Origin of the sequence: Nostoc sp. DedSLP04 (assembly GCF_034530775.1) — a bacterium.
Lineage (GTDB): Bacteria > Cyanobacteriota > Cyanobacteriia > Cyanobacteriales > Nostocaceae > Nostoc.
The window spans coordinates 41,398-57,344 of sequence record NZ_JAVRCL010000009.1 but is presented as its reverse complement, the minus strand read 5'-3'; the positions used below and the strand labels follow the sequence as shown (position 1 = coordinate 57,344).

Sequence of the window (15,947 nt, the reverse complement as noted above, 5' to 3'; positions counted from 1 at the left end):
ACCGCCACTTATTATAACTGCTGAAAATTACGATCGAATTGGAAATGTAATTTTATCAAATAAAATGCAACAAATAATTCAAGGTTTTCCATTATCTCCTCAACAAAAGCACCTTTGGTTATTACAAGAAAGTAGTAATTTATATTGTAGTCAATGTGCTATCCTTGTTGAAGGAAATGTCAATGTAGAGGTATTAAAAGAAGCCTTAGAGAAAGTTATCGCTAAAAATGAAATTCTTCGCACAAGTTTTCATCGCCCACGTGGTCTAAAAATACCTGTTCAAGTGATAGAAACTAACACTAGTGTATCTTTTGACGAGTATAGTTTAGAGAATAAATCTTCTCATGAGGAAGAAATAGAAGCATTTATTGAGAAATTTAAACAAGAATCTAGACAATTACAACCAGGTCAATTATTAAAATTATATTTACTAAAATATTCATTAAAAAAATACATTTTATTTATAAATTTGCCATCTCTTTGTGCAGATTATAAAACATTAATAAACATAGTTAATGAAATTAGTCAGCATTACACTGCCTGCTTGCAGAATGTAGAACTCAGTGCAGAACCACTACAATATGCTGATGTCGCTACATGGCAAAATGAATTACTTGCAGCAGAAGAGACTACATCAAGGAAAAATTATTGGCAGCAAGTAGATTTTTCTGCTCTGGATAGCTTAAAACTTCCTTTAGAGAATAATCTTTCTGACAAATCGGAATTTGAACCTAAATTGATTAAGTTAGCTATTCCTAGTGATTTACTAACTAAAATCGATCGGATTGTCCAAAAATATCAAATTTCGCTAGATATATTCTTCTTGACTTGCTGGCAAACTCTAATTTGGCGTTTGACTGGGCAATCAAACTTAATTATAGGTTTAGGCTGTGATGGTCGCAATTATGAAGAATTAAAAGTGGCACTAGGTTTATTCGCCAAATATTTACCCCTTGCCGATCGTCTGCAAGAAAATGAATCATTCAGTAATACCTTAATAAAGGTTAAAAACTTAACAGATGAAATACTAGAATGGCAGGACAGTTTTAGTTGGGACGCATTTGCTAAAACAAATACAGATGAGAGTGAAGAGTCATTTTTACCATTTTGTTTTGACTTTGCAGAAAAGGTAAGTAATTATTCTGCTCCTCAAGTAACATTTTCAATTTATCAGCATTACGTCTGCTTTGACCGATTTAAAGTAAAACTTTCTTGTGTCCGTACGCAAGATGATTTAGTCAAAGTAGAATTTCACTATGATGCAAAGCTTTTCCGTCAAGAAGATATTCAACGTTTGGCGAATCAGTGGCAAACTTTGTTAACTAGCGTTATTGACAATCCCTCTACAGCCATATCACGCCTGGATATCCTCAGTGAAGGAGAGCGTGAAGAACTTTTAGTTGCATTCAATAACACTAAAACGGGAGAGCTAGAATACACGTGTATCCATAATTGGTTTGAACAGCAGTGCGATCGCACGCCAGACAATATTGCTATTGTTTATAAAAATCGGCAGCTTACCTACCGGGAATTAAACAGTCGCGCTAACCAGCTAGCTCATTACCTACAACAATTAGGCGTGAAGCCGGATGTAATGGTAGGACTTTGTGTGGAGCGATCGCTTTTTATGGTTATCGGACTTTTAGCTGTCCTCAAAGCAGGTGGTGCTTATGTACCAATTGATCCTAGCTATCCCTTAGAAAGAAAAACTTTTATACTAAACGATTCTCAAATGCCAGTGCTGCTAACTCAACAGCATTTAATTGCAGATTTAGCTACAGATGGCATTAAAGTAATTTGTATAGATAGCGATTGGCAAACTATAAAGCAACAAAAAGTTGAAAATCCAATTACTAAAACAACCGAATTAAATTTAGCCTATGTTATTTATACATCCGGTTCTACTGGTAAACCTAAAGGAACTCTAATTCCTCATCAAGGATTAGTTAACTACTTAAGCTGGTGTACCAAAACATATCAAGTAGAACAAGGAGCAGGAACTTTAGTTCACTCACCTTTGGGTTTTGACTTAACAATCACCAGTCTTTTTTCACCTTTATTAGTTGGTCGTACCGTCGAATTACTATCAGAAGAACAAGGCATTGAAACCCTTTCTCAAGCTTTAAAGAAAAGCTCAAATTTAAGTTTAGTGAAAATCACCCCCGCTCACTTAGATTTACTTAGACAACAGTTATCCCAAGAAGAAATAGCAAATAAAACTAGAGCTTTTATTATTGGTGGGGAAAATTTATTAGCTGAAAGCATCACCTTCTGGCAAGATGTAACTCCAGATACAATATTAGTAAACGAATACGGCCCCACAGAGACAGTAGTAGGCTGCTGTGTTTATCAAGTTCCAGTCGGGAAGCACTCTACAGGCTCCATACCCATTGGTAGAGCGATCGCTAATACCCAACTGTACATTTTAGACCAATATTTGCAACCAGTACCAATGGGAGTACCCGGTGAATTGCACATTGGTGGACTTGGGTTAGCCAGAGGTTATCTTAATCAACCGGAATTAACAGCCCTTAAATTTATCCCCAATCCCTTTAGTAAACAAGAAGGCGATCGCCTTTACAAAACAGGTGATTTAGTTCGTTTTCTACCGAGTGGAGATATCGAGTATATCGGCCGCATTGATAACCAAGTTAAAATCCGTGGTTTCCGGGTTGAACTGGGAGAAATTGAAGCAGTTATCAATCAACATCCATCAGTATCAACAAGTGTAGTTATCCTTCAAGAAGATAAATCTGGAAATCAAAGTTTAATAGCTTATGCAACTCTCCAGCCAGACAAAACATTAACTACTCCTGAACTGCGTCGCTTCTTGCAGAATAAATTGCTCGATTATATGCTACCAACAGCATTTATGATATTAGAAGCATTGCCATTAACATCTAATGGTAAAGTAGACCGTCGAGCATTGCCAATACCCGATGCTCTACGCCCAGAATTAAAAGTTGCTTATGTAGTCCCGCAAACTGAGGTGGAAAAGACAATAGCCTCTGTTTGGCAAAAAGCTTTGCATCTTGAAAAGATAGGCATTCACGATAATTTCTTTGAAATTGGCGGTCATTCATTACTCTTAGTGACAGTTCACAGCCAATTGCAGGAAATATTAAAAGTAGAACTGTCAACCCTTGATTTGTTTAGATATCCCACCATCAATTCTTTAGCAGAATATTTAAATTTATCTCCCAATTCCACAGTATTTTTACAAGAAAATGATACTCAAATAGAGAAAATTTCATCTGGTAAGGCGCAACAGAAAAAACGTCTACAAAAAATGAAATCAGTTGAAAATAATTAAGGAATTAACAAATAATGAATATTCCCACTGATGCAGAGCATAGTAACGGTTCAGAAATAGCAATTATTGGATTATCGGGAAGATTCCCTGGAGCTAAAAATGTTGATGAGTTTTGGAATAACCTCCAAAATGGGATAGAATCAATTTCTTTTTTCAGTGATGAAGAACTGTTAGAAGCAGGAGTAGATGCAGCGCTGATCGGCAATCCCAACTATGTTAAAAGAAATGCTGTAATAGAAGATGCAGAACTTTTTGATGCTGAGTTTTTTGGCTTTAATCCCAGAGATGCAGAAATTACTGACCCGCAACACCGGATTTTTTTAGAGTGTGCTTGGGAAGCGCTGGAAAAAGCAGGCTATAATTCCGAAACCTACAAAGGTTCCATAGGTGTTTTCGCTGGTTCTAACTTCAGCGGTTATTTACTAAACATTTATTTTAATCAAAATATTAGAAACTCAGTAGACGAACAACAAATAGCGATCGCTGGCGACAAAGATTACCTGGCGACACGTACTTCTTACAAACTTAATTTAACGGGGCCTAGCTATACAGTTCAAACCGCTTGCTCAACTTCATTAGTAGCAGTACATTTAGCCTGCCAAAGTTTACTTAACGGTGAATGTGATATGGCTTTGGTTGGCGGTGTTTCCATCAGTGCCTCAAGAAAAGCTGGCTATCTTTATAACCAAGGGGGTATAAATTCTCCTGATGGACACTGCCGCGCCTTTGATGCTAAAGCAGGGGGAACAGTGGGCGGAGAAGGTGTAGGAATCGTTGTTTTGAAAAGATTAGAAGACGCTCTAACTGATAGAGATTCTATTGATGCTGTGATTAAAGGTTCGGCGATAAATAACGATGGCTCAAACAAAGTTAGCTACACAGCGCCTCGGATAGAAGGTCAAGCTAAAGTTATCAAAACTGCTCAAGTTGTTGCAGAGTTAGATCCAGAAACAATAACTTATATTGAAGCTCACGGTACAGGAACATCTTTAGGAGATCCAATTGAAATCGCCGCACTGACGCAAACATTTAGAAGCAGCACAAAAAAGAAAAACTTTTGTGCAATTGGTTCTTTAAAAACAAATATTGGGCACTTGGATGCTGCTGCTGGTGTTGCAGGTTTAATTAAAACTGTCTTAGCTCTTAAACACAAACAAATTCCTCCTAGTTTGCACTTTGAGCAACCGAATCCTCAAATTGATTTTGCTAACAGTCCTTTTTATGTCAATAACAAACTTTCCCAATGGGAAGTAGACAAACATCCTAGACGAGCAGGAGTCAGTTCTTTTGGGATTGGTGGTACTAATGCTCATGTAATTTTAGAAGAAGCTCCAGTTTTTACCAGCAAAGAAAGTATTTCTCGTCCTTGGCAGTTGTTAGTTCTCTCTGCAAAAACTCAAACAGCTTTAGAATCTGCTACAACTAACCTTATTGACTATTTAGCACACCATCCTGATACCAATCTTGCTGATGTAGCTCATACTTTACAAGTTGGTCGCCGAAATTTTAACCATCGTCGGGTAGTGCTATGTCAGGATACTCAAGATGCTATAAAAATATTAACAGCGCCAGATCAACAAGGAGTTTTGAGTAATTTTTCAGAAACCCGTAACCATTCAATTGTATTTATGTTTCCCGGACAGGGAGCGCAGTATGTAAACATGGGACGGGAATTATATGAAACAGAAGCAATTTTTCGGCAACAAGTTGATGATTGCTCTGAATTGCTAAAACCCCATTTAAAGTTAGACCTGAAAGATATACTTTATCCCTCGACAGTAGAAACTACACAAGAACAACTTAAACAAACTTCCTTAACGCAAGTTGCGCTATTTGTAATCGAATATGCACTTGCTAAACTTTGGATGGCGTGGGGTGTGCATCCGCAAGTGATGATTGGTCACAGCATTGGTGAGTATGTAGCTGCTTGTATTTCTGGTGTTTTTTCTTTAGAAGATGCATTGACTTTAGTCGTAATTCGCGGACGACTAATGCAAGAAGTTGAACCAGGATCGATGCTTTCTGTTTCTCTCTCTGCTAAAGAAATACAACCTATGTTAGGTTCAGAACTTTCTTTAGCAGCTAGCAATGCGCCATCTCTTTGTGTGGTTTCTGGCGCTACTAATGCGATCGCAGCATTACAAAATAGTTTGATTGAGCAAGGTGTTGATTGTCGTCTCCTGCATACATCTCACGCTTTTCATTCTCAGATGATGGAGCCGATTTTAGAGCCATTTGTACGGCAAGTTAAAGATGTCAACCTACAACCACCTCAAATTCCTTTTATTTCTAATGTTACCGGAACTTGGATTACAGCAGAACAAGCGACCGATCCTAACTACTGGGCTAGACATCTACGGCAAACCGTATTATTTAACGAGGGAATCGCCGAATTGCTGCAACAGCCACGAACGCTATTGGAAGTTGGCCCAGGACGAACATTAACTACCTTAGCCAAACGACAGTTGATTTCACCGCCTGTAGTTCTAACTTCGTTGCGACATCCCCAAGAGCAAATTTCTGATGTAGCATTTTTGCTCAATACTCTTTCTCGGCTTTGGCTATCAGGATTGCAAATAAACTGGGCAAGCTTTTATACAAAAGAGCAACGCAGACATATTCCTTTGCCTACCTATCCTTTTGAGCGTCAGCGTTACTGGATTGAAGCTAACCCCGAAACTGTATTATCAAAGGCATGGCAAAAATCATTAGTTAAAAAGCCAGATATTGCCGATTGGTTTTATATTCCAATTTGGAAACAATCTACACCACTTGAGTTTTCCCAAGGGAAGGAATTAGTAACTGAGCAAAACACCCACTGGTTAATTTTTATCGATGATTATGGAATTGGAGGCGAAGTTGCTAAACGACTCGAACAGCAAAGTCAAAATGTAGTTACAGTTAGGGTCGCAGACAAATTTACGAAGCTGAACAAATATACATATACCATTGATCCACAGCAAAGCGATGACTACGATACCTTGCTTCAAGAACTCCAAAAAGAGAGTTTGATTCCAAATGGATTAGCTCACTTTTGGAGCATTACGCCAGATGATACTTTATCTGATAATAAGTTCAGAAAACAAACGCCTGAAGATTACCAAAATCTTGGTTTTTGGAGCTTATTGTATTTAACCCAGGCATTAGGAAAGCAAAATATCAGCAATTCTCTGAAGTTAAGGGTTGTAACTAATAATCTATATAATGTCATTGGTGATGAAATTTTATGCCCAGAAAAAGCAACAATATTGGGGCCGTGTAAGATAATTCCCAAAGAATATTTAAACATTAATTCCTGTGCGATCGATGTAGTAATTCCTGCTTCTAATATCCCACCAACACCAAAATTTATCGACTATCTGATTACTGAACTAACAACACAGCAAACCGATAATATAGTTGCTTACCGTGGATCTCATCGCTGGATTCAAACCTTTGAAGCTGTCCGTCTGGATGAAAGCACCCCAGCTAAAACTAAGTTAAAGCCAAGAGGAGTTTATTTAATTACTGGTGGACTTGGTGGTATAGGTTTGGTGTTGGCGGAATATTTAGCCAAGACAGTACAAGCTAAGTTGATTTTAATTGGAAGAAAGGGATTACCGGAGCGATCGCAGTGGGAACAGTGGCTAGAAACTCATGATAGCCAAGATAGTATTAGCTGTAAGATCCAAAAAATGCTTGTACTGGAAGAGTTAGGGTCAGAGATTGAGGTTAAAAGTGCCGATGTTGCCAACTACGAACAAATGCAAGTAGCTGTTGCTGAAGCCTTAGAAAAATTTGGTCAAATCAATGGTGTTATCCATGCAGCAGGTATTGCTGGTGGTGGCATTGTTCAATTAAAAACACAGGATTTAGCAAACAGCGTATTAGCACCAAAAGTTAAGGGCACATTAGTATTAGAAGAGATTTTTAACTTAAAAAATATTAATTTAGATTTTTTAGTACTTTGTTCATCTCAAAGTTCAATCTTGAGTGAATTTGGACAGGTAGATTATTGTGCAGCTAATGCATTTCTGGATATTTATGCAGATTATCGTACTGCTAAATCCGATCGATTTACAGTGACAATCAATTGGGGTACTTGGCAAGAAGTAGGGATGGCAGTAGAGACAGCACTACCAGAACAATTAAAGCATCAACGTGAAGAGGATCTCAAAAAAGGAATATTATCTCAAGAAGGTGCCGAAGCTTTTAATCGGATTTTGCTAAGTAGCTTGCATCATGTCGTTGTCTCTCCACAAGACTTCCAAACGGTAATTGAGCAAGACAATTCTTTCAATTATCTAGAACAAGAATTAGCGTTTTTATCAGATGTATCAAAAACAAATCTTTCTCAACTAAGCCATCCACGTCCAAGCTTGGTAAATGCTTATGTTGCTCCTCGTAACGAAATAGAGCAGAACCTTGCTGACATTTGGCAGCAATTTTTGGGCATCGATCGAGTTGGAATTTATGACAACTTTTTTGAGTTGGCAGGAGATTCGATTATTGCAATTCAAATTGTTGCCAAAGCTAATCAATTAGGTTCGAAGCTAACTTCTCAACAAATGTTCCTACACCAAACTATTGCTGAACTAGCAACAGCCGCAGGTGCAGATGAAACCAAGGAAACTAAAAATAATTTCCGAACTGGAGAAATACACCTCACCCCTTTTCAGTATCGTTTATTAAGTCAAAATCAGTCAAACGAACATTCATTGAATCAGCCTTTATTACTAGAAATTCGACAAATAGGCAATCCCAAAATATTAGAGCAGGCTCTACGATATGTAATTGAATATCATGACGTATTTCGTCTGCGTTTTATTCAAAAACAATCTGGATGGCAGCAAATTGAAGCTAACCCTAATGATATAATTGAGTACAAGCATATAAATTTATCTTCACTTTCAAAAAATGAGCAAAAATATGCTTTTGAATATGCTATTGTAGAACTACAACGTAATTTCAATTTAAGTGAAGGGCCGCTGGTAAAAGTTGCTTTTATTGAATTGCGATCGCAGCAAAATAGCTACCTAATAATTAGCATTCATCATCTTTTAGTAGATACTGTTTCTTGGCATATTTTGCTAGAAGATTTACAAACAGCCTATCAGCTACTCACTCAAGATAAAGCGATCCATTTGCCTAATAAAAGCACTTCATTCAAGCGGTGGATGCAGTGTGTGCAAGAATATCACCAAGCTTCAGAAATGCTCCAGGAGCAAGACTACTGGTTGGCAAAAGCCGAAAAACCTTTCCACAGTCTACCTATTGACTATTCTGCAAATGAAACTACAATAGCCAATGTTGACCGAGTATCAATTTCTCTAAATAAAAAGGAAACGCAAGCATTATTGAAAAATGTCAATAAGGCTTATAATACCCAGATAACCGATGTTCTATTAACAGCGTTGGTGCAATCTTTTGCAAAGTGGACGGGCGAGCAGCAACTATGGGTAGATATTAAAGATAATGGTCGAGATATAATCTTCAAAGATGTAAATGATATATCTCTATCTCGTACAGTTGGTTTATTTACAACTTGCTTCCCAGTCATTTTAGATATAACAGAGGTTTCTAATCAAGGCAATGCATTAATAGCAGTTAAAGAGTATTTACGCAGCATTCCAAATAAAGGTATTGGTTACGATATACTGCGCTATATAACCAACAATTCAGAAATAAATTCAAAGCTACAATATTTTCCGCAACCTCAGGTAAGTTTTAATTACTTAGGTAATTTTGACCCTACTATATCGCAGTCATCTTTATTTGATTTAACCGAACAGTCTATTAGACTTAGTAAAAGTTCAAGTGCGGAAAGATTTTACTTACTGGAAATAAATGGAATTATTCTTCAAGAACAACTGCACTTGAATTGGACTTATAGTTCAGCTGTTCATCGTCGAGAAACAATTGAAACTTTAGCACAAAGCTTTATTGAAGCTGCACAAAGCCTTATTGCCCACTGTGAGTCTCTTGAAGCAGAAAAATATACACCTTCTGATTTTCCCAGAGCAAACTTGAACCAACAAAACCTAGATAAATTTCTGGCAAAAATTAACCGAGCAAGTGAGAAAAACGCACAATGAAAACAGAAAATGTCGAGGACATTTATGAACTAACACCCGTACAAAAGGGTATGCTCTTTCACTGTTTGTATGCAAGCGAGTCAGCATTATACTTTTTTCACCATACTTTAACTTTGCATGGCAATCCAAATGTAGAGGCTTTTGAGCAAGCATGGCAACAAGTAGTTGATAGACATACAGTTTTACGTACAGGATTTTATTGGGAAGACATTGATAATCCATTACAAGTTGTCTACAAACAAGTAAAAATTACCTTAAATCAATACGATTGGCGTGGTGTTGAGGAAGCAGAACAACAAAAGCGATTAAGATCATTTCTAGAGAGCGATCGCCAATTAGGTTTTGACTTTTCGCAACCATGTCTAATGCGGATAACTTTAATTCGTTTTGCTGATGAACGCTATGAATTTATTTGGAGCAATCACCATATCACCACAGACGGATGGTCTGGGCCGATAATATTAGAAGAATGCTTACAAATTTACGAGGCGCTTTGTGAATACAAAAAAGTGACCTTAGCGCCAGCTCGTCCTTTTAGAAATTATATCGACTGGTTGCAGCAACAGAATATAGCTAAAACTGAAAGTTTTTGGCGCGAAGCATTACAAGGAATCAAAGCACCAACTCCTCTAACTTATATAGAAAATAATCAATTATCTAACCAAGAAGAAAGGTACGATGAGGAGATAATTAAACTATCGGAAGCAACTACAAAATCACTGTTATCTTTTGCTACCAAAAACCGCCTTACCCTTGCCACATTAGTTAATGGAATCTGGTCTATCCTCCTTAGTCGTTACACCTGTCGTAACAATGTAACTTATGGATTCACTGTCACAGGAAGACCAGTAGATTTAGTTGAAGTAGAGTCAATGGTTGGTATGTTCATAAATACCTTACCAATAAATGTCAAGTTAAATCCTGAGCAGCAGGTTTTGTCATGGCTACAAGAATTTCAGATCCAATTAGTAAAAGCACGCCATCATGAATACACTCCGCTTACTCAAATCCAGGGTTGGAGTGAAGTACCACGAAATTTACCTTTGTTTGAAACAATTGTTGTGGTTGAAAACTTTCCAGTCAGTCAATTTTTAAAAGAATGGAAAGGGAATATAGAATTTGAACTCACTGGAACTTATTACAGAAATAACTACCCTTTAAACTTAGTTATATATCCAGAAACAGAAATTTTAGTAGCAGTTTCATACGATTCTCACAGATTTGATATTGCTACAATTACTGGAATAATTAGAGATTTTCAAATACTGCTACAACAAATCATGGTTAATCATGATGTTCAAATTAAGGACTTATCATTTTCAACACTACAGCAACAGCAAATATCAAAACTTTTAGAAAAAGAAGTATTGTTTGATTGGCAATTAGTTCCAATATCTTGAAATACTGATAACATTTTATATTTAGCTTGTTTTTAGAGCACTTTAAAAATGCTTTTTCTACTAAAAAGCCGAAAATTAAAAAGATTCCAAAGGATAAAGCTATGATTGTTTCATCGGCAATAGAAAGAAGATATAAACTTTCAAGTGATGAGTTCTATAAAGATTATGTTGAATTAGGAAAACCAGTCATAATTTCTGGAGTAGTTATCAATTGGAATGGTTTTGATAAATGGTCTTTAAAATACCTTAAAAATTTATCTCCTTCTCTAAATATTTATGCAAAGAAATTTAGCGATAACAAAATTGAGATATGTAGTTTGACAATGGAAAGATATATAGAATTAATAGAAAATTATGAACAAGATCCTCAAAATAATACTCGACCGCCATATTGTCATGACCTACCCTTATTTAGCTTAATACCTTCTTTAGTGAAAGATGCTCAACCATTTCCTTATGATTATTTGCCAGAATGGTATTGGCATAAGTGGTGGCGTTACTGCCAGTTTTTCTTAGGTTCTTCTAATAGTGTTACACCATTACATTTTGATTGCCTTCTGACTAACAATATTTTTTTTCAGATTGTTGGACGCAAACAATTCACTATATTACTACCTGAAGATGCTAAATATTGTTATCGCAAAGGCTGGCGATGGTTTCTCGTTAATCCAGAAAATCCAGATTTAAATAAATATCCTGAATACAAAAATGCAAGACCGATTCAATTTATTGTCAATCCTGGAGATATTTTATATATGCCCCCTGGAACACTGCATCATGTTCGGAGTTTAGATATGTCAATTTCTTTTAATATAGATTGGCATACTCCCAAAAGTTCGCTCAATGGTCTAGCAGCTATTACAAAAGGAATGCCAATTCAAAATTTATACTATAACTTTTTGTTAGCTATGGGTTTAGTTTTAAAACTACCTCCTCAAATTATTTTTAAATTTTATAAGTCTTATCTAAATTATGTTTCTTAAAAAGTAATACATTTCTCTGAAGATGTGCAATATACATAATCGCTAGACTGATTAATCCCTTTCGTAATTCAAACAGAACACTCTCATGAATATATTTGAAAAGTGTGAATCAAACGTCAGAAGCTATTGCCGTAATTTCCCTGATATATTTCATAGAGCTAAAGGTTCTATAATTTATTCAGACTCAGGAAAGGAATATATTGACTTTTTTGCAGGAGCAGGTGCTTTAAATTATGGGCATAACCATGACTATATAAAACAAAAGGTTATGTCATATTTAGATGCCGATGGAATTGCACATGGTTTGGATATGTATACTTCAGCTAAAGAGAAGTTTTTAGCTAAGTTTGATGAGGTAGTATTAAGTTCAAAACAATTAGATTATCGCATTCAGTTTTGTGGGCCAACAGGAACAAATGCAGTTGAAGCAGCTTTAAAGTTAGCCAGAAAAGTAAAACAAAGATCGGGTATATTCTCCTTCATGGGAGCATATCATGGAATGACTTTAGGAAGCTTATCTATTAGTGGTAATGTCGGAATTAAAGCCGGCGCAATTGGGACATCAAATAATGTAACCTTTATGCCTTATCCTTATGGATTTATGGAAAGCTTTGACACAATAGAATATATAGAAACAGTTTTAAATGATGTCAATTCTGGAATTGAAAAACCAGCAGCAATAATTTTTGAAACAGTGCAAGCTGAAGGTGGAGTTGTTATAGCTCCTATTGACTGGATGCAAAGACTGAGGAAGTTGTGTGACGAGAATGATATTTTATTAATCTGTGATGATATTCAAGTCGGCTGTGGTCGAACAGGGCCTTTCTTTTCTTTTGAAAGAGCAGATATAGTTCCTGATATGGTAGTACTATCTAAATCTATTAGTGGGTATGGGTTTCCAATGTCGTTATTATTGATTAAGCCGGAGTTGGATATATGGGAACCGGGCGAACATAATGGTACTTTTAGGGGTAATCAATTAGCATTTGTAGGAGCTACAGCTGCTCTAGAGTATAGAGAAAGTTGTAATTTTGAACAAGATGTTAAGGCTAAAGAGATTTTCTTGAAAAAATTTCTCACTCAAAAAATATTACCAATTAATGAATGCATATCAATCCGTGGAATTGGGATGATTTGGGGCATTGATGTTAAAAATTTTGGCGGTAGTAGTTTAGCTAAAAGGATCACATCGCGTTGTTTTGAACTAGGATTAATAGTTGAAAGAGCAGGCAGAAATGATACTGTTATTAAAATTTTGCCTCCTTTAATAATTGATATGCTTACTTTAGAGAAAGGATGTTTGATTATCAAAGAAGCTTTTGATTATTGCATACAAAACTAGATATACATACTAGTATTTACAACTCGAAAAAGAATTGGTTACAAGCCAGGGGAAAACTATGGGTATACATTTACAGTCAAATGACTTCTTTTCTCAAAAAATTTATTGGATAAATCAATTATCGGGAGAACTACCAGAAACAAATCTAATGCTGGACTATGCAAGACCTTTGTTTTCTAGTGGTAAAAATAAATTTCTGAGTTTTGATTTACCAATTGATTCATCTCAATCAATCATTAAGCTAGCTAAAGGCTCTTACTTTTCAATCTATTTGATGCTTGTAGCTTGTTTTAATATATTGCTACAAAAATATACTAGAAATAATGATGTTATTATCGGAATACCAGTATATGAGGCAATTGATATCGATTGCGTAAATGCTAAAGTTATTCCTTTGCGTACTCAAGTCACACCTCAAGTTTCATTTAAAGATTTACTTTTTCAAGTCAAAGATGCTACGATCGCAGCTTATAGTCACCAAAACTATAATTTTGATGAACTAATTGATTTATTAGAACTACCAACAATTCCTAATCGCCATCCCATTTTTGACATAGTTGTTTGCTTAGAAAATATTCATAATAAAAATAATTTAAACGAACTTAATAATGACATCACAATCTCTTTTACAATTAACGGCGAAAGTATTAGTGCCAATATCGAGTATAAAGAAGATTTCTTTCAAGATGAAAGTATAAAATTAATGAGTAAATATTATACTAATCTTCTAGAAAATATTCTAAATAACGTTGATACTAAAATCTCAGATATTGTTTTCTTAAAAGAAGCTGACCAAAATCAGTTATTAATAGAATTTAACAAGAAAATAAAACAATATCCAACTGATAAAACAATAAATCAATTATTTGAAACCCAAGTATCTGAAACTCCAAACAATATAGCTGTTATTCATCAAGAAACTCAACTAACGTATCAAGAACTAAATCATCAAGCTAATCAGCTAGCTGAATTATTGCGGAAATTAGGAGTCTGTAAAGGAGAGTTTGTCGGAATTTTCAAAGACCGCGACATCAATTTCCTGATTGCTATTCTTGCTATATATAAGGCAGGTGGAGCATACGTACCCATTGATAGCACTTACCCCCAAAATCGAATTAAGTATATGCTATCGAATAGTGAGGTGAGATTTTTATTCACAGATTATTCGCTATTTAATGTTATTTCCGAACTGGGAGAAGACTGTTCCGAATTATCCTCTATTATTTGCTTAGATAGCATTGCTAATGAGAAGGGGGTATTTCCTAGACCACAAGACTTAAAAATATATAATAAATTGGATTTTGAGCAGCTATCTCATGATAATCTAGAAAGTATCAATGATGCTGTTGACCCAGCTTATATGCTTTACACTTCCGGGTCTACAGGATTACCAAAGGGGGCAATTGTCAGACATGATGGTGCAATTAATCATATTTATGCCCAATTTGATGAGTTGGATTTAACGCCAGAATTTTGTTTTCTTCAAAGCGCTCCTGCTTCTACAGATATTTCTGTATGGCAATTTTTAGCACCACTTCTAATTGGTGGGAAAACAGTAATAGTAGATATAGAAACCATTGCGATTCCTGAGCAGTTATTTCTTGCACTCAAATCACAAAAAATTACAGTTGTTGAATTAGTACCAGCATTATTTGTCGGCTTGCTTGAATATACTTCCCAGCTACCGATTCACCAAAGAGAATTACCTGATTTGAAATGGATGATGGTTGTTGGGGAACCAGTATCGGTAAGTTTGGTAAATAAGTGGCTTGAGATATATCCCGAAATCAAAATAGTTAACGCCTATGGCCCAACTGAGGCTGCTGATGATATCACCCAGTTTATCGTTGACAAGCCTTTGCCAGAAAATCAGCGAACGGTTCCAATTGGGAAACCATTAGCTAATTTAAATCTCTACATTCTGGATGGAGAAATGCAATTATTACCCATTGGCGCTCCTGGAGAGATTTGTGTATCGGGAATTGGTGTCGGTGATGGCTACTGGAAAAATCAAGAAAAAACTAATTTCAGTTTTGTTACCAATCCATTTACAGATGTTAGTCAGAAATTACCAGAAAATCGCAAAGATTTAATCTATAAAACTGGAGATTTAGGAAGGTGGCTTCCTGATGGGAATATAGAATTTCTGGGACGTATTGACCATCAGGTGAAGATTCGTGGTTTTCGGGTTGAACTTGGAGAAATTGAGACATTTCTGCTTCAGCACCCGAATGTACGTGAAAATGTAGTCGTGGTTCAGCAAGACGAACCAGGTAACTTACAATTAGTTGCCTATGTGGTTGCTAAGACACAAGCAGTTCTTAATATTAGTGAATTGCGTAGCTTCTTAAAGGAAAAGTTACCTGACCACATGTTACCTTCTGCCTTTGTGATGCTGGAAAATCTACCCCTAGCACCTAGCGGTAAGGTAGACCGGAAAGCTCTGCCAAAACCAGATAATCTTCGCCCGAAATTAGAAACAGCTTACGTATTGCCGCGAAATGAGATGGAACACGCAATTGCTGACATTTGGCAAAAAATACTTAAGGTGGAGAAAGTCGGTATTCAAGATAACTTTTTTGACCTTGGTGGTCATTCGCTAAATGTACTTCAGGTTTATAGCAAACTGCGGGAACTTTATAAAGCAGACTTAGTAATAACCGATCTATTTAAATATCCAACAATTAGTTCCATATCGCGGTATTTAAGTCAAGAAGATGATAATAACTTTGCAAACCAAAGCAATGAATTGAATGAACAGTTAGAAGCTGGTAAAGCAAGATTAAAGCAACGTTTTTTACAAAAAAAGCAACAGAGCATTTAATATTTACTATT

The 15,947-nt window shown here is 36.0% G+C and carries 6 protein-coding genes; all 6 read left to right on the top strand.

What is annotated here, in order from left to right:
- The first annotated feature begins 64 nt into the window (after positions 1-64).
- The 6 genes from RMX89_RS07740 to RMX89_RS07715 all read left to right on the top strand — a co-directional run bounded on the left by RMX89_RS07740 (position 65) and on the right by RMX89_RS07715 (position 15,936).
- On the top strand, positions 65-3,313 hold the full coding sequence (locus RMX89_RS07740; RefSeq protein WP_322688514.1) for an amino acid adenylation domain-containing protein: 3,249 nt from the start codon (positions 65-67) through the stop codon (positions 3,311-3,313).
- A 14-nt stretch (positions 3,314-3,327) separates the two neighbouring features.
- Positions 3,328-9,387, top strand: coding sequence for a polyketide synthase (locus RMX89_RS07735; protein ID WP_322688513.1), 6,060 nt, complete (start codon positions 3,328-3,330; stop codon positions 9,385-9,387).
- Positions 9,384-10,787 (top strand): condensation domain-containing protein, encoded by a 1,404-nt coding sequence (locus RMX89_RS07730; RefSeq protein WP_322688512.1) that lies wholly within the window; start codon positions 9,384-9,386, stop codon positions 10,785-10,787. Before RMX89_RS07735 ends, RMX89_RS07730 begins: the two co-directional genes overlap by 4 nt.
- A gap of 26 nt (positions 10,788-10,813) precedes the next feature.
- Positions 10,814-11,770 (top strand): cupin-like domain-containing protein, encoded by a 957-nt coding sequence (locus RMX89_RS07725; protein WP_322688511.1) that lies wholly within the window; start codon positions 10,814-10,816, stop codon positions 11,768-11,770.
- Positions 11,771-11,855: 85 nt separating this feature from the next.
- The gene (gene ectB / locus RMX89_RS07720; protein ID WP_322688510.1) at positions 11,856-13,112 is read left to right on the top strand and encodes a diaminobutyrate--2-oxoglutarate transaminase; all 1,257 of its coding nucleotides are present in this window, start codon (positions 11,856-11,858) and stop codon (positions 13,110-13,112) included.
- Positions 13,113-13,170: 58 nt separating this feature from the next.
- Positions 13,171-15,936, top strand: coding sequence for an amino acid adenylation domain-containing protein (locus RMX89_RS07715; RefSeq protein WP_322688509.1), 2,766 nt, complete (start codon positions 13,171-13,173; stop codon positions 15,934-15,936).
- Positions 15,937-15,947 lie beyond the last annotated feature (11 nt).

Excerpts from the sequence above, each read along its gene's own strand:
- ectB (WP_322688510.1), top strand. The coding sequence starts at position 11,856 with ATGAATATATTTGAAAAGTGTGAATCAAACGTCAGAAGCTATTGCCGT.
- RMX89_RS07715 (WP_322688509.1), top strand. The coding sequence starts at position 13,171 with ATGGGTATACATTTACAGTCAAATGACTTCTTTTCTCAAAAAATTTAT.
- RMX89_RS07730 (WP_322688512.1), top strand. The coding sequence starts at position 9,384 with ATGAAAACAGAAAATGTCGAGGACATTTATGAACTAACACCCGTACAA.
- RMX89_RS07740 (WP_322688514.1), top strand. The coding sequence starts at position 65 with ATGCAACAAATAATTCAAGGTTTTCCATTATCTCCTCAACAAAAGCAC.
- RMX89_RS07735 (WP_322688513.1), top strand. The coding sequence starts at position 3,328 with ATGAATATTCCCACTGATGCAGAGCATAGTAACGGTTCAGAAATAGCA.